This is a genomic window from Thalassospira sp. A3_1, from assembly GCF_017744215.1.
Taxonomy (GTDB): Bacteria; Pseudomonadota; Alphaproteobacteria; order Rhodospirillales; family Thalassospiraceae; genus Thalassospira; species Thalassospira lucentensis_A.
The window spans coordinates 48,315-70,895 of sequence record NZ_JAGHQQ010000005.1 but is presented as its reverse complement, the minus strand read 5'-3'; the positions used below and the strand labels follow the sequence as shown (position 1 = coordinate 70,895).

Sequence of the window (22,581 nt, the reverse complement as noted above, 5' to 3'; positions counted from 1 at the left end):
TAGGGAGGAATATCCTATGAAAATGATGAAGATCGCTCTTGCCGGAGCGATGGCTATTGGTCTTTCGTTTCCGGCTTTCGCCCAGCAAAAGCTGCTGATTGGTTCGACCTCGGCATCGTCAAGCCACTATGGCTACTTCGTCGCTGTGGCAAAACTGATCAATGACAATGTTGCCGATATCGAGGCATCGGTTGTTGAGACCGGTGCCACAATGGATAATTTGCGTCGCATAGAACGCAAACAGATTGACCTTGGGCTTGTGACGACAAACGTTGCCCAGCATGCCGTTGCCGGAACCAACAAGTTTGAAGGTCATGCAATGGATCTGGGGCTTTTGTGGGTTTATACCGGTGCACCACAAAACGTGATCGTGCGCGATGATGCCGGTGTCGAAAGTCTTGCGGGTCTTGCCGATGTCCGCTTCAATCCGGGGATCAAGGGATCGGCAACCGAAAGCACAACCGAGGCGGTTTTCAATGCTCTTGGTCTGAGCGCGGATTACGTGCGCGGGTCGACAACGGATGTTGTCGACATGATCAAGGACAACCGTGTGGCGGGTTACGTAAAATCCGGTGCCGGTGAAAAGCTTGACAGTTCAACGATTGATATCGCGACCTTTACCCCCATTCGCGTGCTTGGCCTGACGGATGATCAGAAGGCAACCCTGATTGAAAAGATGCCGGATGTTTCCGTGGTTGATGTTCCGGCTGGTGCGGCGGATGGTGTTCCTGCCTACACGACCTGGAGCTTTGGCGTAGGTGTCGGTGCCGGTCCCGATCTGTCCGAAGAAACCGCTTATCAGATCGTTAAGGCGGCGATGGAAGACAAGGAAGTACAGGGGGCCGCGATGGCCAGTGTCAAGGGCGTTGATCTTGCGAAACTGACCTTACAATACGCGACAATTCCGTTGCATCCGGGGGCTGCGAAATGGTTCCGTGAACAGGGGATCGAAATCCCGGCACGGCTTGATCCGGCGAAGCAATAAGTCAGCCATATAATCATATAAAAAGAATATCAGGGAAAATCGTCATGTTGGATCGCGTTCAAAGCGGGCTTGCACTGCTGGTTGGTGCCTTTGTTTTCTATACGGCAGCGACAGGACCATTTGAAAGTCTTATCCAGCGGGCGATTTTTCTTGCGCTGGTGGTTTGTCTGGGACTTGCCATCTATCCGTTGGGGCACGAACGGCCCTGGCGCAAACTGGGTTTTTGCATCGATGTGCTGATTGCCGCGATTGCCCTTTGCGCATGCAGCTATATCGTTGTGAATTACGATGAAATCATGACTTCTTTGCCGTGGGCGACGACGCTGGACATGGTTTTGACAGCAGGACTTGTTCTCGCGGTTCTGGAAGTCGGTCGCCGTGCCGTGGGTATCATTTTCCCGGCACTGGTCGTGATCGGCCTGGCTTATGCACTATTGGGCGATAATCTTCCGGGCAGTCTTGGTCATCGCGGCTTTGACGCTGCCTTTGTCACCGAAACCATTTTCCTTGGCGATCTTGGTGTTTGGGGCATGCTGACCGGGGTTGCTGCAACTGTTATTGCTGCCTTTGTGCTGTTCGGGGCGCTTTTGCTGCATACCGGCGGCGGGCAAAGCTTTATGGACCTTGCCATGCGGTTGGGCGGTCGACAGGCGGGTGGTGCTGCGAAAATCGCAACCATTGCCAGCGGCCTGTTCGGGATGATTTCCGGATCGGCCGTTGCGAATGTTGCCACGACTGGCAACTTTACCATTCCGATGATGCGTCGACTTGGCTATCCGGCGCCGTTTGCCGCAGCTGTCGAAGCCGTGGCGTCGACGGGCGGACAGATTGCACCGCCGATCATGGGGGCAGCTGCCTTTGTGATGGCGGAAATTCTTGGCATTTCGTATGTCGATGTGATGGTTGCTGCGGTCATTCCGGCCTTACTGTTTTATCTTTCTGTTTTTGTCACCGTGCATATTGTTTCGGTTCGGCGCAACCTGCGCCTCGTGCCGGAAGATGAATTACCGTCATGGTCCGAAATTCTGCAATTGCGCCGTGTTTTGCCGATTTTTGCCGCCCTTTTGGGCCTTGGGATCGGGATATTCATGGGGCGGTCGGTTGCGACGTCTGCCTTTTACGGAATTGGCGGATTGCTTGTGGCGTTTGTTGCCACATCCTATGGAGCCCTTTCGGTGAAAACCATGGCTCATCGCGTTCTGGCCGGGATTGCTGACGCCGGAAAAGGGATGGTGATCATTGGTGTGTTGCTTGCCGGGGCGCAAATTCTTGTTTCCATGATCAATCTGACCGGGATCGGGGTGACGCTAAGCTCGCTGATTGTCTCTTTTGCCGGTGATTCGACCGTTCTGGTCGCGATTGTGGTCGGTCTTGTCTGCATGGTGATGGGGATGGGATTGCCGACGACAGCCGCATATGTGTTGGTTGCTGCGGTTCTTGCACCTGCGATGACGGCTGTCGGGGTTGACCCGCTGACCGCACATTTGTTTGTGTTCTATTTTGCGACGATTTCCGTAATTACGCCGCCGGTTTGCGTTGCAGTATTTGTCGGGGCGGGAATTGCCGGGACCAACTGGCTGCCCGCGGCGATGGAGGCCGTGCGACTTGGCGCGATGACCTATATCGTGCCCTTCATGTTACTGATGTATCCGGGCATGACCGGCGGTGGCGGTGCATTATCGGTGCTTAATGCCCTTTTGTCCGGACTGGTTCTTGTGTTTGCGATCCCGGCTTTGTTGGGTGGGCAGCGTTTTTGGGGGCAGCTATGGCTTGATCGTGGCATGCTGGTTGTGGTGATCGTTCTGGCTCTTTGGCCTTTTGCCCTTGCCCCATTTATTGCTGCAGGTGTGCTTGCCACCGGGTTTTATTTTGGCAAAAAACAGCCTTCTGTTCCGGGGGCAACGCAATGAAAACCTTGCGGATCGGAACAGGTGCGGGTTTTGCCGGGGACAGAATAGAGCCTGCTGTCGAACTGGTCAGGGACGGGGATCTCGATTACCTCGTATTTGAATGCCTGGCAGAACGCACCATTGCCCTTGCGCAGCAAGCAAGAATGGGTAATCCGGATGCCGGATATGACCCGTTGCTGGAACGGCGCATGAGGGCGGTATTGCCAATTTGCCGGGAAAAGGGTGTTCGCATTATTTCCAATATGGGGGCGGCAAACCCGCATGCCGCGGCACAAAAGACCTTGGCGGTGGCCCGCGAACTCGGTCTTTCCGGCTTGCGTGTCGCGGCTGTGACCGGGGATGATGTTTTGTCCGTACTTGATCCGGAAACATTCCATATCGGCGATGCAGGCTGCTTGTTGGGGGCGTTTGATCGGAAACTGGTTTCTGCCAATGCCTATCTTGGTGCCGGACCTATTGTGGAGGCACTGGCAAGCGGGGCGGATGTTATCCTGACCGGGCGTGCGGCCGATCCTGCGATGTTTCTGGCACCCCAGATTTTCGAGTTCGGCTGGGAAATGGATGACTGGACGCGGTTGGGACGCGGGACGCTGGTTGGGCATTTACTGGAATGCGGGGGGCAGATCACCGGCGGATACTTTGCCGATCCGGGCTTCAAGGATGTTCCGGATCTGGCCCGGCTTGGTTTTCCGTTAGCGGAAATTGACGAAAACGGTCAGGCGGTCATTACCAAGGTTAAAGGAACCGGTGGATGCGTTACTGCTGCAACCTGTAAGGAGCAACTGCTTTACGAGGTTCACGATCCCGCTGCCTATCTTCAGCCTGATGTCATTGCCGACTTTTCCGGTGTGACAGTTTCGGAAATAGGTCCGGATCGTGTCGCGATTTCGGGCGGTGACGGCAAGCCAAGAACCGGCAAGCTTAAGGTTTCAATCGGGTATGTCGATTCCTGTATCGGTGAAGGGCAGATTTCATATGCTGGACCAGGTGCGCATGAACGCGGACATTTGGCGCTTGATATCCTGAAAGAACGCATTGGTCTTGCGGGTATCGACTGCCAGGAATTGCGAGGGGAACTTATTGGCGTTGATGCGGTGCTGGGCAGTGGTGCTGTGGACCAGCCTGATTGTGTGCCCGAAGTGCGCGTACGTTTTGTCGGGCGTACCAACAATATTTCCGACGCCGCGCGTATTGGTGAAGAAGTCGAAAGTCTTTACCTCAATGGCCCGGCGGCTGGTGGTGGAGTGACTAAATCGGCGCGTGAAATCATTGCAATCGTTTCCGGTCTTCTGCCCGAAAAAGCGGTCAAAACCACTATCGAGATATTGGAGGCCTGATGATGTTGTTACGCGATATCGCCCATTCCCGAACAGGTGACAAAGGCAATATTTCCAACATTTCCGTTATTGCCTACGACCCGGCACATTGGGACCGGATATTGGAAAAAGTCACCGTAGATCGCGTCAAACAGCATTTTGCCGGGCTGGTTGCGGGCGAGGTGATCCGCTATGAGTTGCCCGCTATTCAGGCGCTGAACTTTGTCATGCATGATGCCCTTGGTGGTGGCGTTACAAGGTCCCTGTCACTTGATCCGCATGGCAAATGCCTTAGTTCCCTGATGCTGACCTTGTCCGTTGAATAAGGGCGACATTCCCGCGCTGTGACCAATAAATCCGGAGTTTGAGCAAAGACGTGGCCGTCGTGGGATGCTTTCATTTCCCCCGCGATTAGTTGAACTCCGGGATGGCGTCCATGACTTTGCTTGATCATCGAACGAAGGCCTCCATGATTGGAGGCATTGCGATTGTGCTTTGGGCATTGCTGGCTTTGTTCACAACTGAAGCCGGCTCCATCCCGCCTTTTCAACTGGTCAGTCTTTGTTTTTCCGTGGCGGCAATTTTCAGTTTCGTCTGGATTGCGCGCGGTGGTTTTTCGGCCTTTCGGGCGTTAAGGCAGCCGATTGGTGCCTGGGTGCTAGGTGTCGGCGGGCTGTTTGGCTATCATTTTTTCTATTTCGTTGCCCTAGCCAATGCGCCTGCGGTTGATGCCAGTCTGATTGCCTATCTCTGGCCGCTTTTCATTGTGTTGTTTTCGGCCCTTTTGCCGGGCGAAAGATTGCATTGGTATCACATTGCCGGGGCGGTTCTTGGACTTTGCGGGGCTGCGGTTCTGGTGACCAAAGGGCAGGGCTTTGATTTTGATCCGGCCTATCGCGTTGGCTATGGGGCGGCAATGATTTGCTCCATCCTGTGGTCGGGCTATTCGGTGCTTAACCGGCGTTATCGCAATGTTCCGGTCGAAGCCGTTAGCGGTTTTTGCGTCGGGGCGGCGGTGCTGGGGTTCATAACGCATGGCGTGACTGAAATCTGGGTTATGCCTGATACCGGGCAGTGGCTTGCGATTGTCGGACTTGGGCTTGGCCCGGTGGGGGCTGCGTTTTTTGTCTGGGATTACGGGACCAAGCTCGGTGACATACAGGCGCTTGGCGTTGCGTCCTATGGTGCTCCTTTGCTCAGCACGATTTTATTGATTTCCTTTGGCAAGGCCGATGCCAGTCCGGCGGTGATTACTGGTTGCCTTTTGATCGTCGGCGGTGCGCTTTTGGCATCGATCAGTATGTTGCGCCGCACAGTTACGACGCCGTCCCGAAGCTGACATTGTTGACTGAATGTTCTGTTTCCAAATTGTCTCTATGTTGTGCAATATAAGTGACTTCAACTCATTTATATCGCGCTTTTAGTTTGGGGACGTCCTGATGGCTCAGGTACAAAAAGATATTGCGGCCGAAATGAAAAAAGCCATGTCGGCAGGTCAATTCGACAAGGCTGCATTTATTGGCGCAAAGCTTGTACGTACCCACCCCAAACGGACCGAAATCCATATTATGACGGCGGTTGCAGAAATGCAGGGATCGCATTTTGCGCGGGGAGGTCAAAGGTTGCGACACCTGTTTCGTAGTCTGGAACCCGGTGATCGCTATTTCGGGCCGGTAGCGCAGAATTTGTTGCATTTCTCTGATCGTTCTGGTGACTTTAAGGCGTCAATCGAGATTGTCGAACAGAAGCATCGGAATGCACCCAAGGACCCGGCCTATAGGGAAATTCTGGCTGATCTTCTTTTCCGTCAGGAAATAATGCGGTTCGGTTCAGGACGTAGTGTTTCTGCCAGTATTGACCGTGCAATCGGGCTTCTGGAAGGGATTGCGCACGGGTATCCGAGATTGCCCGAGGTTCAAAGGCTGCTGCTTCGTGTTTACATGCATTGCGAGATGACCCAAAAGGCGCTTGGTCTGCTTGACAAGCTGATTGCAGATGCGCCAGGTGACAAAGGGTTACGGATATTTCAGGCATCTGTTCTTGCCCTTTCGGGGATGGTGGATCGTGCAATAACTGCATGCATCAGGCTTATCGATGATTATGACGATATTGGTGCGCAACCCTATCTGCATATTGCTTTTTTGCGTCCGGAAGCCATGCCGGTCGGGGCGACCGATACATTGTCAAAGATCGCATTTTCGGATGACGCCCCCGCGCGTGAGGTTTATCAGGCATGCTTTGCGTTGGCACGTATGGCCGAGGCCGAAAACAATATGGAAACCGCCTTTGACTGGTATCGTCGCGGGCATGTGGCAAACCGCCAGGTATCTCCGATTGATATGCCATTGGAACTGGCTGAAATGGAGCGCATCGGTGAATTGGTGAAGGCCGAAGCCAAGTGGGAGGATGGAGAGGGGGCAATATCCGCAGTCACAATGGCGGAAACTGGTCCTAGGCCGATCTTTATCGTTGGTTTACCACGTTCGGGAACGACACTTAGCGAGCGTATATTGGGAGCCCATCCCGATGTTTTCGCAGCAGGAGAGATTGCCGATTTTTCCAAGATCGTTGTCGATGTCACGGGAACGGGTAAAATCTCGGAGCAGATGGAACGCCTTGATGGCAAAATGATTGGCGAGATTCGCAAACGGTATCTTGCGGCACTGAATGCCTATGATCCGAACGTGAAATTTGTAACCAACAAGACACCAGCCAATTTCCTGCGGGTCGGTTTGATCCGTCGTGTATTCCCTGATGCGCCAATATTACATACCCATCGCCATCCGTTGGCGACCTGCCTGTCGCTTTATACCACACCCTTTGCCATCCCGATGCGCTACGCCGATGATCTTGGTGATCTGGCGGATTATTATCGTGCTTATGAAAAACTGATGTCTGTTCTGTTTGAAACTGACAGGAACGGAACATTGTTTGATCTGTCTTACGAAGACCTCGTGGCAGAGCCGGAGCAGGTGGCGCGTGACTATCTAGCGCATTGCGGACTGGATTGGCGGCCGGAATGTCTTGAATTCTATCGCGAGGAAAAGGCAGCCCGCACTGCCAGCATGACCCAAGTGCGCCGTCCAATCAATCGGGATGCAGTCGGTAAATGGCAGCGATTTTCTCGCTATATCGGGCCGCTTGCGGACTTGGCAGTGGATGATAAATCGGTCGGGAAAAAATCACAGGGAAGAACGGTTGTGGCGTGACCGGCTAACCTGTTCAGGTTAGAACTGGATTAGCAAAGAAAATAAAAAGATCCGGAGCGCCCATAAATGACACAGCATATCCCCAAAGCCGAATTGCATCTGCATATGGAAGGCGCGTTGACGCCGGCACTGGTGCGGAAATTTGCCACCCGGAATGCAATCTCCCTCCCGGACGGGATTTATGATGATCAGGATCGGTATCTCTGGTCGAATTTTCCTGAATTCCTGATGAGTTTTGATAAGGCGAGTGCGGCCATTCGCACTGGCAAGGATTATGCCGATCTGACCCACTGGTACCTTACAGAACAGGCCAAAGCCGGTGCGCTCTATGTCGAGATTTTCTGTTCGCCGTCGCATGCGCTGGAATGCGGGATTTCATTTGATGATCATTTGAACGGCGTTGCCGAGGGCATCGACAGAGCCAAGAAGGAAACCGGGATTGTTGGTCGGATCATCATGACCTGCGTACGCCATATCGGACCGGAGAAGGCCGTTGGTGTGGCGACTGAGAGCGTTGCCTGCGGTCATCCCTATATTGTCGGGTTTGGCATGGGCGGGAATGAAAGCATGTTTTCGCAGGAAGTGTTTTATCCAGCCTTTAAAATTGCCGCCGACGCCGGGCTTGGCTGCACGACCCACGCAGGCGAGGTCGAGGGTCCGCAGAGTGTCTGGGATGCGATCGACAAATTGCCGGTCACCCGTATAGGACATGGTGTGCGATCCATTGAAGATCCAAAACTGGTCGAGCAACTGGTAAAGCGCGGCATCGTTTTGGAAGTGTGCCCGGGTTCGAACATTTCCCTGTCGGTTTATCCCGATTACGCGTCCCATCCGTTGCGCAGGCTTTACGATGCCGGGGTCAAGGTGACGTTGGGTTCCGACGATCCGCCATTTTTCGATACAACACTGGCGGAAGAATATCAGCGGGCCAAAGACGTGTTCGGCTTCAGCGCGGAAGAGCTTCGCGGGCTGACACGGACGGCTCTTGAAGCGGCGTTTGTAGATGCGGAAACAAAAGCCGCACTGATCGCGAAACTTGACGCCAACTGATGCAAAAACGCCCCGGATATCCGGGGCGTTTTTTGTTCTGTTACCAAGGCGTTTTGCCAAGAAGCGTTTCCCCAAGCGGGGTCAGTTTTGCGCGATCATAGCGTGTCTGTTCCCAATTGCGCGGGTCGCCGGGGAAGGCGTGGCCGCGGGCTGGCAGGCGTTCGGACCAGCTTTTGGTCCGCCAATCGACAAGTTCCTGTTCTTCCGGTGTTGCCGGAGCCATCGAAATATACTGCGCAATGCGTGTCTGGTTAGACCGGTTGGCACGGATGCCATGTGCCAGCAGACTGTTGAAAATCAGAAGGTCACCGGCCAGCATCGGGATGCGTTTGGGTTCATAGGGAATATTGGCAATGTCCGGACGGAACGGATCGCGATCCTTTGGTGCGGTGGCAAGCCAATCGGCAAAATTGGAAAACAGGTCGGGCACGCACTGGAAACCACCCATATCATCATTGGTATCGACCAGCGATAAAACCCCCTGCACATTGATTGGCAACGGATACTGACTGGTATCGGCGTCCCAGTGAATGAAGCCGTCAAAGGCACGCGCGCCGACATTGGGGGTATTAAGATTGGCGCGATCGATCGATACCCAAAGATCAGTGCGATCCCAGATATCGACAAAGGCATCATAAACCCGTGGTGTCTGGCGGTTATCCCACATTGATTGATGATGATAGGCTTCAACCATGCCGGAATTGTTCAGTTCAGTCATCGCGTGATCGCGCATTTGCGGGCGGGACCAGCTTTTCGGATCGTTCGGGTCTTTTTCCTCGAACTCCCAAAGGAAATCGACGGTGGCCTTGACCTGTTCCTGCGGGACGGCATTTTTCACGACAACATAGCCATAGGTCTGCCAGTGTTTGAAATCCGCATCCGACAGCACGCGCAGCGGCAGCGTTTTTTCAAGGTCACGCAATTGCGTACCGGTGACTTCCTTGACCGAGGTATTGCCAGGTCTGTTTGCATTCGGGCCCATTGGGGCCATTGTCACCATGGTCGCGTTTGCCAGCATGCTCATGATTGTTTCCTCCCGCATGGTTCATGATGTTGGAACCATTCTAGGGTCCTGCAATGATTGCGCCCACTGACAGGGCGGACATAATATGATACTATTCGGCCAAGTTAATCGATTGCGATAGCCGTATAAGCGGGCATTTGAATGAAGCTTCTGTTCGAACATGTGAAAATTGCACCGGACCGGTCATGGCGTGGCTTGCATCGGAACCTGCGTGCGATCCCGTTCGAGTGGCATTTTCATCCGGAATATGAACTGACCCTGACGCTTGGAAGTGAGGGGCAACGCTATGTCGGGGATCATATCGGTTCTTACGGTGACGATGACCTGGTGTTGTTGGGCCCGAACCTGCCCCATACATGGCATTCGGACAATGCCGCCCCGCCCGTAGCCGGGAAAATCGACATGGGGGCCTATGATCTTGATTTGCAGGCAAAGTCGGGCGAACGGCCACATCAGGCCTTTGTGTTCTGGTTTACGGCCGATTGGATCAATAATGTTTGTGCAACGATGCCGGAATTTGCGCGTTTGCGACCTGCCCTGACAGATGCGAGGCGGGGGGTGAAGTTCGATGCCCTGACCGCGCGAAAGGTTGCAGCCTTTACGCCCCGGTTTGATGCCGGCGATCCGGCCGACCGCTTATTGTTGCTGATAGAGGTATTACGGGTTTTGCTGGATGCGCGGGAACGGATACCGCTGGCGTCTGAGCGGTTTGATGCAACGGTGCCCGATTATCACGAGGCAACCCGGCTTGGCCGGGTTCTGGATATTTTGCATTCGCACTATGTCGAGCAGATTGGCAGCGCCGAAATAGCCCATCAGACCGGCATGAGCGAACGGACACTGCGCCGGTTTTTTAAACGCCATACAGGATCAAGCGTTCAGGATTATCTGATGGGGTTGCGGCTCGGGCGGGCGGTATCGCTGCTGCTGTCTTCGGACCTTCCGATCTATCGGGTGGCGGAGGAAGCCGGTTTCCAGAACCTGTCGCATTTTAATCGGCAGTTTTCCCGTCATCGTGGCATGCCACCGAGCCGGTTTCGGCGGGACCGGTTTGAAAAGGGGATATTGCAGGCGGTATGAGGGCGAACATCGCCTATCAGAAACCGGGCAGGGTCCAGTTGTGGTGGTGATTTGCCAGATGCTGGTCGAACGCCTGCCAGAAAAGGGCGCGGAAATGATCGCTTTCCTGAAGGATTTCGTGGCGGGATTCAGGGATTTCGACCATGGTGACGGATGGATGATCACCAAACAGTTCCTGTGTGGCGCGGTTGCTGACCACCTGATCGTTTCCTGATAGGACCATTGTAATCGGGGGCAGGGGGGCAGCCGCAAAATCATTGTCAGGCACCACGCGACGTGACAATTCCGCCTGAGCCCGGAAGCAGGCATCAAGCCAACCTGCTGATACCCCGCCAACCACCAGATCGGGATTGTCCTGCAAACAGGTGACGTTGCGTTCATAGCGCGCACGATCCGATGTCAGCAGATTGTCATCGGCAAAGGGTTGTAATGGCGAAAGCAGCTTTTGCCCCGGCAGGAACTGTTTATTGAACCCGTATCGGCAAAGGCCGGCTGACAGAAACTGTGCAGCAAGCGCAATCCAGTCCGGACCGCCAAGCCCGAAGAACGGGGCAATCATGACGGCACTGCCAAACAGGTCCGGGTTTTCAAGCAAAATATGCATACCGACCAACCCACCGGTCGAATGAGTTAGTAGCAGATCACAGCGGGTATTATGCTGATTGGCCAGATGCCGGAGCACATCATGGGTGTCTTCGACATAATGTCCGACATCACCAACATAACCCATATGGCTTTCCGTCACTTCGCGGGTCGATCCGCCCTGACCGCGAAAATCAAATGTGACGCATCCAAGCCCGCGTTCCGAAAGTTCGCGTGCAGTTTCATCATATCGTTCGATAAATTCACCACGACCCTGAAGGATCAGGACATGACCAAGGGCATTTTCGGGCGAGTAAAGGGCATAACGCAATGTCAGGCCGCTTTGTCCGGTAAAACGATCAATGGCAAATGTCATGTCTTCGCGAGCTTCTTATCCGGTGGTCGGAGGGCGATCAGCACTATTCATCAATTTGCGGTCTTTCCGGGGACTTCCAGTGACACTTCAATGAAATGGGTCATCTTATCAAGCATGCTGACGAAGTCCGGGTTGAAGGTGCCGCGTCGCAGGCTGCCCGGTGATGCGGATTCCGCCAGATTGAGTTCGCCGTAAACGGCATCGCTGCTGGTCTGGCATTTGCTGTTGGGGCTTTGCTCGTCGTAATGATCGCAACGACGGATGACGCCATCCATGCCGTAATGTGGATTTTCAGGGCGCATGGTAATCGCGGTATGGGCGTGGTTCAGGGTACGCCAGTCCGGATCGGCAGATTTGACAATGTCGACACCGTCGCACAACGGATGTTCGTCAATCAGGTGTTCTTCGCCCTGATACCAGATCAGGCGTTTGTTGTTGTTTGTCACCTTGCTGCAGAAGAAATTTGCGGCCAGTAAGGGATCAACTGTTCGGTCATCTGAACTGACGACCATGAAGACGGGAATATCGAACGCATCCATGGTGCCATTGCGATAGGGTTCTGTCAGGAGGTGGAATTCGGCGGCCGCATTCATTGCCATCGAGCCGTATTTGGCGGCATCGCTATTTTCACCCTGTCCAACCCAGCTTTGGACATAACGGGCATAGGGTGTCAGCCAGGCCTGATCGCTTTTGGCCGAAAAACCGGGGGATAGCAAAACCATTGCCGTCATGCGCGGATCGCGGCGGCGAGCATCAAATTCCCGTCCGACCAAGGCTGCCCCCATCGAATAGCCGATGGTGATGATGTGATCGGTACCATCGGTGAAGCCATCCATGCCGTAGCGAACCGTTTCGATCCATTCCTCGTAGGTTACGTCCAAAAGATCACCTGGCACGGTGCCATGCCCCGGAAGCAGGACGCCATGGAAGGTTGCGCATGGGAGTTTGGATGTTAGCGTATCGCGGATATCGGTCATTAGAAACGGACTGTCTGTCAGGCCGTGCACCATCAGGAACCCAACATCCCTGCCGTGTGCCGTATCGTTTCCGGCGGCATCGCAGGCAGCCTTGTCCGGACCTGTGGCAAAGGGGGCTCGCATTGCGACCACCTGATCGAGGTTGTATTGACCAAATGGGGCGGCTTCCTGATCAAAGCGTTTGGATTTCAGGGCCGAGCGAAGCTGTTTGCTGGTTTTTTTGACGTAATCGTCAAACGGTTCGTTCGTCGCTGGTGCGGCGATGGCAAGACCGGATGGATCATGTTGCGGATCTTCAAAAAAGCATCCCGAAAGTGCGAGGGTCGCCGGAAGGGTAACCGCGACAAGTGTCGAACGCACAAAGCCGTTTACGGACATGGGATGCTTCCTTCCATCATTTCTGTTTGCAGGCTTGTCCGATAAACTCTAACTCAGGCTGGATTATGACGCGACTAACAAAAAAGCGGCCCGAAACGGACCGCTTTAAAGCAGGCTGGCAAATCAGGCACTTATTCCATGATTTCCCAGCTATGTGTGATTTCGGCAGCCTTCGACAGCATGATCGAGGCTGAACAATATTTTTCGGCTGACAGTTCAACCGCACGGGCCAGTTTGGCTTCGTTCAGGTTTTCACCCTTTGCCTTGAAATGCAGATGGATTTTCGTGAACACCTTGGGATCGGTTTCAGCACGTTCGGCTTTCACATCTGCCTGAACGTCAACGACCTTCTCGCGGCCTTTCTGCAGGATATGCACGACGTCAATCGATGAACATCCTGCCAGTCCCAGAAGCAGCATTTCCATCGGGCTCGGGCCAAAGCCGGTGTCCCTGTTGCCATCCATGATCACTCCGTGGCCAGATCCACTGGTGCCGGTGAATGTCAGATTTTCAAGCCACTTTACGCGTGCTTCCATGATCGGGTTCCTTGTCTCGAGAATTCCATGCTTCATCGTCTAGCCTGCCTGACCGGATCGTGCAAGCCGTGATCGCACCAGGCAGTTACAGGTTGAAAAACATCAAATGCAGGGGTGTAAAACTGTTATAGGAGTTTTTACCTTAACAGGAGATAATGTATGTCATTCCAGACCGTTATCGCCAAGGAGGGTAAGTCATGACGCAGGATGCCGGACGCAGCAAAAGCCGTTTCATGATGGCCATGGAACATGTTTTGCGTGAAGTGAACCATGAAGTCATCAGTCCTGCGATCCCCGATATGAGCGTCGATACGGCCTTGCCGCTGATTATCAACGTCGCCAAGCTTCGTGCCGATTATCTCAAATATGCTTTCAAGCTCAGTGCGGACCGCAAGGATAATCACCCGACGGCCGAAGAACTGGCGAAGCTTAAGCATCTTCGCGAAAGCTATCAGGAGATGCTGGCAGCAGCCCGGGAACTCGAACATTGCATTGATCGGGGATATATTGATCTGCCGGTTGGAGATAAAAAATCCTGACGGATTGGCACTGGCCGCAAGAGCAGTCTTGCCATATACTTACGTATGCAATAAGAGCCTTGTAAAAGGCCTTCTAATGGGTCTGGATTTACAAAAGATCCAATGGTTTTGGGGCATTATAGATAACACGGGAAAGGGAGTGCGTCGCAAAGCGGCGCGTACGTGTATTGTCAATTGCTCCGGACGTCGTCGCCACAGCAGCACTGGCGCGTGACGGCATTATATTTATCGGTTCGTCCGATCTTAAAATCGTTCATGCCAACCCGGTTGCGGTTAATCTTTTTAACGCATCGAAATCGGCTTTGCGTGACGGCAGCGAAATCAAACAGTTTCTTGCATTTCTGGCGAAAAATGCTGAATTCGCCTCGGGTGATGGTGTTGGAGCCGTGCGCGAGACGCTTGGCCTGATTTCCGGTAAAACAGCCAAGGCGGACTTGCCCGCGTTTCAGACGGGCGGTAAAAAAGTCACCTGGCGCAAGGCCGAAGGTCCCGAAGGTCTGACTGCGCTGGTCTTTCGCGAAGCGGGCAAGGCCGAGGAGCTTGCCAAGGCTTTGTCCGATCACAAGATTTTCATCCAGCATTTAATCGATGTTCTGCCGATCCCGGTTTACCTTAAAAATCTGGATGGTGTGATTAACCGTTGCAATGACGCGTTTGCAGAGTTGATCGGCCATGAACCCAAAAAGGTGATCGGTAGCAAACTTGCCGATGTCGCCTCTAAGCCATTGGTCGCGCAGATTACCGATTACGAAGCACCACTACTGATATCCGAAGGGCATGTGCGGCACGAAATCGATTTCGAAATGGGTGGTGTTGAAAAATCAGCATTGTTTGCTGTTGCAAGTCTGAAAGGTCCAAGTGGTTCGATTGCCGGGACCATCGGGTCGCTGATTGATGTCACATCGTTGAAACGTGCGCAGGCCGAAGTTGCTGCGGCGGCGCAACGTTTGACGGGATTGCTTGAAAAAGCCCCTATTGGTGTTGGCATATCCAGCCGGGACGGTGGTGAATTCCGGTTCTTCAATAAAATGTTCGGCAATCTTCTGGCACTGAACAGTGACGAGACGATGCCAACCGATACGGTCCTTCTTTCGGAACGCTACCGCGAAAAAAGCCTGCAGGATATGGATATGCTCGGCGAATTGCAGGATGTCGAGCTTCGTATTCGTCGCCCGGCGGATTCCGACGCAAGATGGCTTAAAACATCCATGGAGCCGCTCACATTCGAAGGACAGGAATCCGTTCTTTGGTGGCTAAGCGACATCACCAAGCAGAAACTCGCCGCGCGTGAATTACAGAACAAGGCGAATAACGACGAACTGACAGGTCTGGCCAACCGTGCGCGCTATATGCAGAAACTTTCGCAGTGCGAGACGGTTCTGCGAGGTACAAATACTGCGGCGTCGATCTTTCTGCTTGATCTGGATGGCTTTAAGGCGGTCAACGATACTTTGGGGCATGCGGCAGGTGACTGGGTTCTTGTCGAGACAGCGAAGCGTCTTAAACGGGTTGCACGTCGCGCCGAAGAAGTGGCCCGCTTGGGCGGGGACGAGTTCACCCTGTTCTTTATTAACAAGGGTGATGAAAATGAAATGGCCACTCTGGCTGATGAGATCATTACCGAGATTTCCAAGCCCTATGTATGGGAAGGAAATGCGTGCGATATCGGTGCATCTATCGGTTTTACCGTTTTTGATGCCGGTTATTGTGACATGAGCGAACAATTGCGCCGTGCGGACAAGGCCATGTACGAGGCCAAGGCCGCGGGCAAGGGACAGGCATGTTTTTATCGACCGGAACTTGAACCTGACCTGCATAGGGATGAGACCACCTGACGCCGATGTAGGTGATAAGCTTCTGTTTGGGGTGGGGTGACTTATTCATCCCGCCTCTTTCCTTTGTTGCCCGGTCGCCGGATCAATGCCCAGCGTATCCATCAGCGGACCAAGATATCGGGCGTAGGGGTGCCAAGCACCGATGCTGCTGCGATAGATCGGTTGCCGAACCTGTAAGGTGCTGTGTGTACGAACTTGGCGTCTGTTTTCATAGAATGTCAGGCAGGCTTCATCCCACGGTAATCCCATGAAAGAGATAAGGCGGCGGGCTTGTCCTTCAAGGTTATTGACGATGTCTTCGTAATCGACCTCGATAAAGCGATGAGCAGGTAAAATGTTTCGCCAGTGGTCCATGAATTTCAGGTAGTTGTTGTAAAATGCGCCGAGTTCCATTTGGTCGTAGCTGAAATTCTGGGCACTTCCGAAGCGTCGACTGTAACAGGAAAAACAGGTGTCCATCGCATCACGGCGGCAATGGATAATCCGGGTGTCCGGATGCATCAGCGCAATCAGACCCGCCCGAGTGAAATTGGCAGGCATCTTGTCGATAATGCGTTTGACGGGCATGCTTTTCATGCTGCCAGAATCAGCTTTGACCCTTGCCCGCGCTTCTTTGCAATAGATGGTGCCGAGTGTCTGAATAAACGCGTCGCTGAATTTAAGAACCTCGTCACGAGGCTGACCTTGTTTAACCTGATGCTCGATCAGGGCATCCTGATGATAACCAAGTGTGTCAAGTTCACCTGCTCCGTACATTTCCGGGTGAGATGCCAGAATTTGTTCGACCAGTGTCGTTCCGGATCGCGGCATGCCGACGATGAAAACATGTTGTGGCTGATCACCCTTTTCATCTGGGGTTTGCAGATCGGAAAATCGTTCTGCCGGAAAGGCCGCCTTGGTAATGCCAAGGACGTTTTCGATGGTTTGCGGGGAATATTGAATGTTGCGACGCTTGATGCGATTGCCGTCATTCAATGCTTTCATTGCGGCATCAATTTCGCCGTGTTCCATATGATTTTTGGCCAGACCAAACAGCAATAGTTCCTTTTGACCGTCGGGAATGCTTTCAAAGGATCGTGATCTGTTCTTGTTGATCATTACCTGCCGGGACGGGTGGTCTGCCGAAACTCTGTCGATCAGGGTCAGGCAATGCCATGCGCGGATATGGCCGGAATGCCGTGCAAGGACACCTTTGAATATAGCGCGGGCCGCATCGATCTGCCCCAGTTCTTTAAGGCATTCACCTTCGCTAATGAGGGTGTCGATATAACCGTCCATATGACCGGATCCCCGGGCATATTTCCCTGCGGTGCGGAAATGACCGATAGCGGCATCAAGATCATCATGGGCGAGGCTGACCGCCCCCATTGCATTCCATGCAAGCCATTCGGATGGTGCAAGTGCAATCGCACGTTTCAGAAATGGTACTGCCTGTCGTGCCTCGTTATTCCCGGTCAGGAAAATGCCCATTTGCAGCAACAGCTTCGGATCAAGCGGTTTGCGTTTTAGAGCCTGGGTCAGAACGGTTTTTGCCTGCGCCGGATAGCCAGATGCGCTTAGAATGGCGGATAGATCGGTAAAGTAAACCGTTTGTGGATCAGAACTGTTGCATGCCCTTTCAAGATCATGAATCGCATCAAGGGCATTGCCATCCTGATGATGCATCAGGGCACTGATATGCAGGGCGTCGGGCAGGTCAGGCTTCTCTTTTAGCAAACGATAACACAGTTTGCGGGCCTTCCGGCGATGTCCATTGGCCCACTGGTTTCGGATTTCGGCGATGGCCTTGATCGTTGTTTTCGTTTGGTGACGTTCTGCTATCTGATTTGACATCAGTTCTTCCGGGCTTTTGGGCTGGTGCTGTGTGTAAACACGCTTGCTGGCAGAAAAACTGGCGGCCGGGATAAAAGAAAAACGCCCGGCACATGGCCGGGCGTTTCGTGTTCGATGGTCCTTTCTTGTGAAAGGATCAGCCGCTGTAGTACATGTCGAATTCGACCGGGTGCGGCGACTGTTCGAAGCGGATAACTTCTTCCATTTTCAGAGCGATGTATGCGTCGATCAGGTCGTCGCTCATCACATCGCCTTTTTTCAGGAAGTCGCGATCTGCGTCGAGGCTATCAAGTGCTTCATGCAGAGAACGGCAAACAGTCGGGACTTCTTTGAGCTCTTCCGGCGGAAGGTCATAGAGGTTTTTGTCCATTGCATCGCCCGGGTGGATCTTGTTCTCGATACCGTCAAGGCCAGCCATGAGCATTGCGGTGAATGCGAGATACGGGTTGGCAAGCGGATCAGGGAAGCGGATCTCGACGCGCTTGCCCTTCGGCGAAGCGGTATACGGGATACGGCAGGAAGCCGAACGGTTACGAGCCGAGTAAGCCAGAAGAACCGGTGCTTCGAAGCCCGGGACCAGACGCTTGTAGGAGTTGGTCGTCGGGTTGGTGAAAGCATTCAGTGCTTTGGCGTGCTTGATGATGCCGCCGATATAGTACAGGGCGGTGTCAGACAGGTCAGCATAACCGTTACCTGCGAACAGCGGCTTGCCTTCGTGCCAGATCGACTGGTGAGTATGCATGCCCGAACCGTTGTCACCGAAGACCGGCTTCGGCATGAAGGTTGCGGTTTTGCCATACTGGTGTGCAACCATGTGGATGCAGTATTTGTAGATCTGAACGGCGTCGGCATGCTCGATCAGGGTGCCGAATGCGATACCCAGTTCGTGCTGCGACGGTGCAACTTCGTGGTGGTGCTTTTCGCAACGCACGCCCATTTCGTTGATATAGTTGACCATTTCGGCACGGATGTCGTTGGCCGAGTCAACAGGCTGTACCGGGAAGTAGCCGCCCTTCGGACCCGGACGGTGGCCGCGGTTGCCGCCTTCGAATTCGGTGCCGGTGTTGTAGGGGCCTTCTTCGGAGTCCAGCTGATAGCCCATGCCTTCGCCTGCGGTGGTCCAGCGAACGTCGTCAAACATGAAGAATTCCGGCTCTGCGCCGAAATATGCAGTGTCGCCGATACCAGCGGATTTCATGTATGCGAGTGCGCGTTTCGCGGTCGAACGCGGGCAACGCTCGTAACCCTGGCCAGTGGCCGGTTCGATAACGTCACAAACGATGATCAGGGTCGGCTGTGCGGTGAACGGATCAACAACTGCGGTTGACGGATCCGGCATCAGGATCATGTCGGATTCGTTGATTTCTTTCCAGCCGGCGATCGACGAACCGTCGAACATGATGCCGTCAACAAAAACGTCTTCGTCGATCGTGCAGATGTCCTGCGCGGTGTGCTGCCATTTACCTTTGGTATCGGTAAAGCGCAGATCGACAAACTGGATGCCTTTTTCTTTGATAAGCTTAAGTACAGAAGCAGCGTCAGACATGATGCAACCCTTTAAAACTCAAAATTAGTGACCGTACGATGTTCAATGTCAGGTAACAGACCGATTAGATCGCGTCGTTGCCCCGTTCACCGGTACGAATGCGGATCGCGTCCTCAAGCGAGGAAACGAAGATTTTACCGTCACCGATACGACCGGTATGAGCGGCTTGCTGGATTGCCTCAATCGCACGCTCGACAAGCGTGTCCTCAACGACGATTTCCAACTTTACCTTCGGCAGGAAGTCCACAACATATTCGGCGCCGCGATACAGCTCCGTATGGCCTTTCTGTCGGCCGAAGCCTTTGGCTTCGGTAACGGTAATCCCTTTGAGGCCAATCTCCTGAAGGGCCTCTTTGACCTCGTCAAGCTTGAATGGCTTGATGATGGCTTCAATCTTTTTCATTAAGCGCCCTCTGCTTTTTGCGAGAGTTGCGTAGAACTCGGAAAGCTCAATTGCTTTGCCGCGTCAATTGCACGGGCCGTGCCAGTTTTGGCCCGCACGATCATTCTAAGGAGTCTCTGCGCGAAAACCCAGCAAAACCCATGAAATTTTTAAGATTTTCTTGAATGCATCTGGTCGACTTTTAGGCATAATGTTCAAAATTTATGCAAATGGTCTGTGCGCGCCGTGTTCAATGTGGTTTCCATCTATCCGTGCTTGCCTGATCAGCCCGCATCATGCGACACAAAATACAGAAAACACGGACTATGACGGTTGGGGAAGGATCATATAATCTGTCTGCCAGAAATATGATCTCTGCCATCAGACATCTTAAATAAAAGGCCGGTTGCCACCGACCGGTATCGATACACAGATAAGGACGCCTCATGACCGAATTTGTCGGCAATCCTCTTTTTGCTTCGGGCGGCATCACGATTTTTGAAGTGATGAATGAACTGGCCCAGAAACATAATGCCATCAATCTGGGGCAGGGCGCACCAGATACCGACGGCCCGGCAGATATCCGCCAAGCTGCCGCGCATGCGACGATGGAAATGTCAAACCAGTATCCGCCACTTGCCGGGGTTCCAGAACTGCTTCAGGCGGTTGCCGACCATAACAAGCGTTTTTATGGCATAGAGGTAGATCCGAAAAAAGAAGTCCTTGTTGCTGTGGGCGCGACCGAGGGGCTGGCAGATGTGATCCTTGGTCTGGTCGCTCCTGGCGATGAGGTGATCCTGATCGAACCGCTTTATGACAGCTACCTTCCTATGGTGAAGCTGGCAGGGGGTATTCCCAAGCTGGTGCGTGTTACCCCGCCGCATTGGGAATTGCCGCGCGAAGAGCTTGCCGCAGCATTTTCCGAGAAAACCAAGCTGATCCTGATCAACTCGCCACAGAACCCGTGTTCAAAGGTCTATGGCGATGATGAATTGCAGTTCATTGCCGATCTTTGCATCAAGCATGACGTCATCGCGCTCTGTGACGAGGTGTATGAACATCTGGTTTTTGACGGGCGCAAACACAAACCGCTGATGACTTTCCCCGGTATGCGCGACCGCACTGTGCGGATCGGGTCGGCAGGAAAGACATTCTCGCTGACAGGATGGAAGATCGGGTACATCACGGCATGTGCCAAACTGATGGAGCCGATCAAAAAGGCACATCAGTTCCTTGTTTTCACTGTCCCGCCGGGGCTGCAGCACGGTGTTGCCTACGGGCTTAACAAGGGTGATGATTATTTTGAGGGCTTTACGGCCGAAATGCAGGCAAAGCGCGATTTCCTGATGAAAGGTTTGAAGGAAGTCGGTTTTGGTGTTCTGGACTCTCAGGGTACTTATTTCATTACCTGCGATTTCCGTCCGCTCGGATATGATTGCGACGATGTCGAGTTTTGCCAGATAATGATCAAGGAAGCCGGTGTTGTCGCGATCCCGGTTTCAGCCTTCTATCAGGGTAAAGATGGCGGGGTGCGGAACTTTGTGCGGTTCTGCTTCTGCAAGCACGAAGAAAAAATGACCGAAGCCATCGAACGGATGAAAAAGGCTTTTGCGAAGTAGAGAAATGCCTTGGCGCATTATGAAACAGGCCGACAATTGTCGGCCTGTTTGCGTTTTAGGAGGGGGTGATCCCGCCGTCTGCTACAGCGTTCCCTGACCTTGCAGAGGAAGACCTGCATCCCGCCAATCCTGTTTGCCTTCGTGGTAATCGCGGACATTGCTGTAACCAAGCTCGGACAGGGTATCGGCTGCAAGCCCGGAATTGCGGCACGGCCCATTCGCGCAATAAACCACGATGGGGGCTGTTTTGTCGGGCAGGACCTGCGTGACTTTTTCGGCGATCAGGTCATGGGGGATGTTGATCGCACCCGGTAAATGGGCATCGACATAATATTTTGCCGGAAGTGCTTCGATCAGGGTCGGGGCGTTTGGCCCGGCAAGGGCGGTTTTCAGTTCTTCGCGGGTGATTTTAACAGCCATCTGCCGTCTCCTTTATGTGACGTAGTGTTTGATGACTTGAGTATTGATGCGCTGTTTTGCGAAGTAAATTTGTGATAAATCAAATATTGTGTGCACAAAAGCGAACGGTGATTTGGATGCTGGAATGGGATGATCTGCGACTGGTTCTGTCTGTGGCGCGGGCACGCAGTGTGACGCAGGCTGCGCGTCAAACCGGACTTCATCATTCAACCCTGTTTCGGCGTCTTGCAGATATCGAAGGGCGATTGGGCAATAAACTGTTCGAGCGTAATCAGGGCGACTATCAGCCAACCAATGCCGGGCAGGTGGCGATCGAGGCCGCCGAAAAGCTGGAAGGTGAATTGTCAATTTTGTCGCGCAAGCTGGCCGGGACGGATATCCGCCCGAGCGGTACAGTCAGGCTGACCACAACCGATACACTGCTTCATGCGGTTCTGGCCTCCGATCTTGCGGCGTTTGGGGTGGCTTTTCCTGAAATCACGTTGCAGGTTGTCACCGATAACCGTTTTTATGATTTGAACCGGCATGACGCCGATATTGCCATCCGCCCGGCGAACGCACCGGACGGCAGCCTTGTCGGACGCAGGATCGGTGCGATCACATCGGTGGTTTGTGGATCGGATGTTTTTGATGATTGCGAAAACGCACCCTGGATCACCTGCGATGAAAGCCTCGCGCATATCGCTGCCGCCCGATGGCGTGATAAAAACTTCGCTGATGGCCGGGTGGCTTTGCGCAGCAATTCACTTTTGAACGTTGCGCGTCTTGTTGATAGCGGCGCGGGCGTGGCCGTTTTACCGTATTTTCTGGCGCAGGCTTTCGCCAATATCCGGGTACTGGGTAAACCGATCAACGGACTGGATAATGATCTGTGGGTTTTGATCCATCATGATTTGCAGGCTGTGCCGCGTATTCGGGTATTCAATGAATTCATGTTTGCAAGATTAAAGGCCAAATCAGCACTGTTTGCCGGTGGGGCATGAA

The 22,581-nt window shown here is 53.4% G+C and carries 20 protein-coding genes; 12 read left to right on the top strand and 8 right to left on the bottom strand.

The annotated features are described in order from the left end of the window. Positions 1–16: 16 nt before the first annotated feature. The 7 genes from J7395_RS18425 (at position 17) to J7395_RS18395 (ending at position 8,470) form a co-directional block, all read left to right on the top strand. Entirely contained in the window at positions 17–985 is a 969-nt protein-coding gene (locus tag J7395_RS18425; protein WP_209223060.1) for a TAXI family TRAP transporter solute-binding subunit, read from the top strand. A 44-nt stretch (positions 986–1,029) separates the two neighbouring features. Beyond that, positions 1,030–2,895, top strand: a complete 1,866-nt coding sequence (locus tag J7395_RS18420; protein WP_209223059.1) for a TRAP transporter fused permease subunit — start codon at positions 1,030–1,032, stop codon at positions 2,893–2,895. Further along, positions 2,892–4,232 carry an acyclic terpene utilization AtuA family protein gene (locus J7395_RS18415; protein WP_209223057.1) on the top strand — a complete coding sequence of 447 codons (1,341 nt, stop codon included), beginning with the start codon at positions 2,892–2,894 and terminating at the stop codon, positions 4,230–4,232. The genes J7395_RS18420 and J7395_RS18415 overlap by 4 nt, the downstream gene beginning before the upstream one ends. Next, positions 4,232–4,537, top strand: a complete 306-nt coding sequence (locus tag J7395_RS18410; RefSeq protein WP_348541246.1) for a hypothetical protein — start codon at positions 4,232–4,234, stop codon at positions 4,535–4,537. The genes J7395_RS18415 and J7395_RS18410 overlap by 1 nt, the downstream gene beginning before the upstream one ends. Before the next feature lie 110 nt (positions 4,538–4,647). Further along, positions 4,648–5,550: an EamA family transporter gene (locus J7395_RS18405; protein ID WP_209223055.1), complete on the top strand. Its 903-nt coding sequence runs from the start codon at positions 4,648–4,650 to the stop codon at positions 5,548–5,550. Positions 5,551–5,650: 100 nt separating this feature from the next. Beyond that, a complete protein-coding gene (locus tag J7395_RS18400) occupies positions 5,651–7,420 on the top strand; it encodes a sulfotransferase (protein ID WP_209223052.1) in 1,770 nt (589 codons plus the stop codon). Between the two features lie 66 nt (positions 7,421–7,486). Further along, positions 7,487–8,470: an adenosine deaminase gene (locus tag J7395_RS18395; RefSeq protein ID WP_209223050.1), complete on the top strand. Its 984-nt coding sequence runs from the start codon at positions 7,487–7,489 to the stop codon at positions 8,468–8,470. Positions 8,471–8,510: 40 nt separating this feature from the next. On the opposite strand, the gene J7395_RS18390 is transcribed toward J7395_RS18395, so the two are convergent. Further along, positions 8,511–9,494: a phytanoyl-CoA dioxygenase family protein gene (locus tag J7395_RS18390; RefSeq protein ID WP_209223048.1), complete on the bottom strand. Its 984-nt coding sequence runs from the start codon at positions 9,492–9,494 to the stop codon at positions 8,511–8,513. A gap of 141 nt (positions 9,495–9,635) precedes the next feature. Here J7395_RS18390 and J7395_RS18385 point away from each other — a divergent pair, with 141 nt between their 5' ends. Beyond that, complete coding sequence (locus J7395_RS18385) at positions 9,636–10,574, top strand: AraC family transcriptional regulator (RefSeq protein WP_209223046.1); 939 nt, start codon at positions 9,636–9,638, stop codon at positions 10,572–10,574. Positions 10,575–10,590: 16 nt separating this feature from the next. On the opposite strand, the gene J7395_RS18380 is transcribed toward J7395_RS18385, so the two are convergent. From J7395_RS18380 to J7395_RS18370, 3 genes are all read right to left on the bottom strand, one after another. Continuing rightward, positions 10,591–11,532 (bottom strand): alpha/beta hydrolase, encoded by a 942-nt coding sequence (locus J7395_RS18380; protein ID WP_209223044.1) that lies wholly within the window; start codon positions 11,530–11,532, stop codon positions 10,591–10,593. Positions 11,533–11,582: 50 nt separating this feature from the next. Continuing rightward, entirely contained in the window at positions 11,583–12,887 is a 1,305-nt protein-coding gene (locus J7395_RS18375) for an alpha/beta fold hydrolase (protein ID WP_209223042.1), read from the bottom strand. A 131-nt stretch (positions 12,888–13,018) separates the two neighbouring features. Beyond that, entirely contained in the window at positions 13,019–13,423 is a 405-nt protein-coding gene (locus J7395_RS18370) for an OsmC family protein (RefSeq protein ID WP_209223040.1), read from the bottom strand. 197 nt (positions 13,424–13,620) lie between these two features. Here J7395_RS18370 and J7395_RS18365 point away from each other — a divergent pair, with 197 nt between their 5' ends. Continuing rightward, a complete protein-coding gene (locus J7395_RS18365) occupies positions 13,621–13,962 on the top strand; it encodes a hypothetical protein (protein WP_062952150.1) in 342 nt (113 codons plus the stop codon). Between the two features lie 167 nt (positions 13,963–14,129). Further along, the gene (locus J7395_RS18360) at positions 14,130–15,797 is read left to right on the top strand and encodes a diguanylate cyclase (RefSeq protein WP_247742275.1); all 1,668 of its coding nucleotides are present in this window, start codon (positions 14,130–14,132) and stop codon (positions 15,795–15,797) included. Positions 15,798–15,842: 45 nt separating this feature from the next. Here the strand turns inward: J7395_RS18360 and J7395_RS18355 are convergent, their stop codons facing one another. From J7395_RS18355 to J7395_RS18345, 3 genes are all read right to left on the bottom strand, one after another. Beyond that, entirely contained in the window at positions 15,843–17,630 is a 1,788-nt protein-coding gene (locus J7395_RS18355; protein WP_209223038.1) for a tetratricopeptide repeat-containing sulfotransferase family protein, read from the bottom strand. 136 nt (positions 17,631–17,766) lie between these two features. Continuing rightward, positions 17,767–19,176: a type I glutamate--ammonia ligase gene (gene glnA, locus J7395_RS18350; RefSeq protein WP_062952153.1), complete on the bottom strand. Its 1,410-nt coding sequence runs from the start codon at positions 19,174–19,176 to the stop codon at positions 17,767–17,769. Between the two features lie 64 nt (positions 19,177–19,240). Continuing rightward, positions 19,241–19,579, bottom strand: coding sequence for a P-II family nitrogen regulator (locus tag J7395_RS18345; protein ID WP_007091888.1), 339 nt, complete (start codon positions 19,577–19,579; stop codon positions 19,241–19,243). Between the two features lie 425 nt (positions 19,580–20,004). On the opposite strand from J7395_RS18345, the gene J7395_RS18340 reads away from it, so the two are divergent. Further along, positions 20,005–21,177: an aminotransferase gene (locus J7395_RS18340; protein ID WP_209223036.1), complete on the top strand. Its 1,173-nt coding sequence runs from the start codon at positions 20,005–20,007 to the stop codon at positions 21,175–21,177. 81 nt (positions 21,178–21,258) lie between these two features. Here the strand turns inward: J7395_RS18340 and J7395_RS18335 are convergent, their stop codons facing one another. Beyond that, complete coding sequence (locus J7395_RS18335) at positions 21,259–21,597, bottom strand: rhodanese-like domain-containing protein (protein WP_062959420.1); 339 nt, start codon at positions 21,595–21,597, stop codon at positions 21,259–21,261. Between the two features lie 116 nt (positions 21,598–21,713). On the opposite strand from J7395_RS18335, the gene J7395_RS18330 reads away from it, so the two are divergent. Further along, positions 21,714–22,580 carry a LysR family transcriptional regulator gene (locus J7395_RS18330; RefSeq protein WP_209223034.1) on the top strand — a complete coding sequence of 289 codons (867 nt, stop codon included), beginning with the start codon at positions 21,714–21,716 and terminating at the stop codon, positions 22,578–22,580. The last annotated feature ends 1 nt before the right edge of the window (position 22,581 follow it).

Coding starts and splice junctions, on each gene's coding strand:
- J7395_RS18420 (WP_209223059.1), top strand. CDS start 1,030: ATGTTGGATCGCGTTCAAAGCGGGCTTGCACTGCTGGTTGGTGCCTTT.
- J7395_RS18385 (WP_209223046.1), top strand. CDS start 9,636: ATGAAGCTTCTGTTCGAACATGTGAAAATTGCACCGGACCGGTCATGG.
- J7395_RS18405 (WP_209223055.1), top strand. CDS start 4,648: ATGACTTTGCTTGATCATCGAACGAAGGCCTCCATGATTGGAGGCATT.
- J7395_RS18345 (WP_007091888.1), bottom strand. CDS start 19,579: ATGAAAAAGATTGAAGCCATCATCAAGCCATTCAAGCTTGACGAGGTC.
- J7395_RS18410 (WP_348541246.1), top strand. CDS start 4,232: ATGATGTTGTTACGCGATATCGCCCATTCCCGAACAGGTGACAAAGGC.
- J7395_RS18370 (WP_209223040.1), bottom strand. CDS start 13,423: ATGGAAGCACGCGTAAAGTGGCTTGAAAATCTGACATTCACCGGCACC.
- J7395_RS18355 (WP_209223038.1), bottom strand. CDS start 17,630: ATGTCAAATCAGATAGCAGAACGTCACCAAACGAAAACAACGATCAAG.
- J7395_RS18415 (WP_209223057.1), top strand. CDS start 2,892: ATGAAAACCTTGCGGATCGGAACAGGTGCGGGTTTTGCCGGGGACAGA.
- J7395_RS18380 (WP_209223044.1), bottom strand. CDS start 11,532: ATGACATTTGCCATTGATCGTTTTACCGGACAAAGCGGCCTGACATTG.
- J7395_RS18330 (WP_209223034.1), top strand. CDS start 21,714: ATGCTGGAATGGGATGATCTGCGACTGGTTCTGTCTGTGGCGCGGGCA.
- J7395_RS18395 (WP_209223050.1), top strand. CDS start 7,487: ATGACACAGCATATCCCCAAAGCCGAATTGCATCTGCATATGGAAGGC.
- J7395_RS18390 (WP_209223048.1), bottom strand. CDS start 9,494: ATGAGCATGCTGGCAAACGCGACCATGGTGACAATGGCCCCAATGGGC.
- J7395_RS18365 (WP_062952150.1), top strand. CDS start 13,621: ATGACGCAGGATGCCGGACGCAGCAAAAGCCGTTTCATGATGGCCATG.
- J7395_RS18335 (WP_062959420.1), bottom strand. CDS start 21,597: ATGGCTGTTAAAATCACCCGCGAAGAACTGAAAACCGCCCTTGCCGGG.
- J7395_RS18340 (WP_209223036.1), top strand. CDS start 20,005: ATGACCGAATTTGTCGGCAATCCTCTTTTTGCTTCGGGCGGCATCACG.
- J7395_RS18375 (WP_209223042.1), bottom strand. CDS start 12,887: ATGTCCGTAAACGGCTTTGTGCGTTCGACACTTGTCGCGGTTACCCTT.
- glnA (WP_062952153.1), bottom strand. CDS start 19,176: ATGTCTGACGCTGCTTCTGTACTTAAGCTTATCAAAGAAAAAGGCATC.
- J7395_RS18400 (WP_209223052.1), top strand. CDS start 5,651: ATGGCTCAGGTACAAAAAGATATTGCGGCCGAAATGAAAAAAGCCATG.
- J7395_RS18425 (WP_209223060.1), top strand. CDS start 17: ATGAAAATGATGAAGATCGCTCTTGCCGGAGCGATGGCTATTGGTCTT.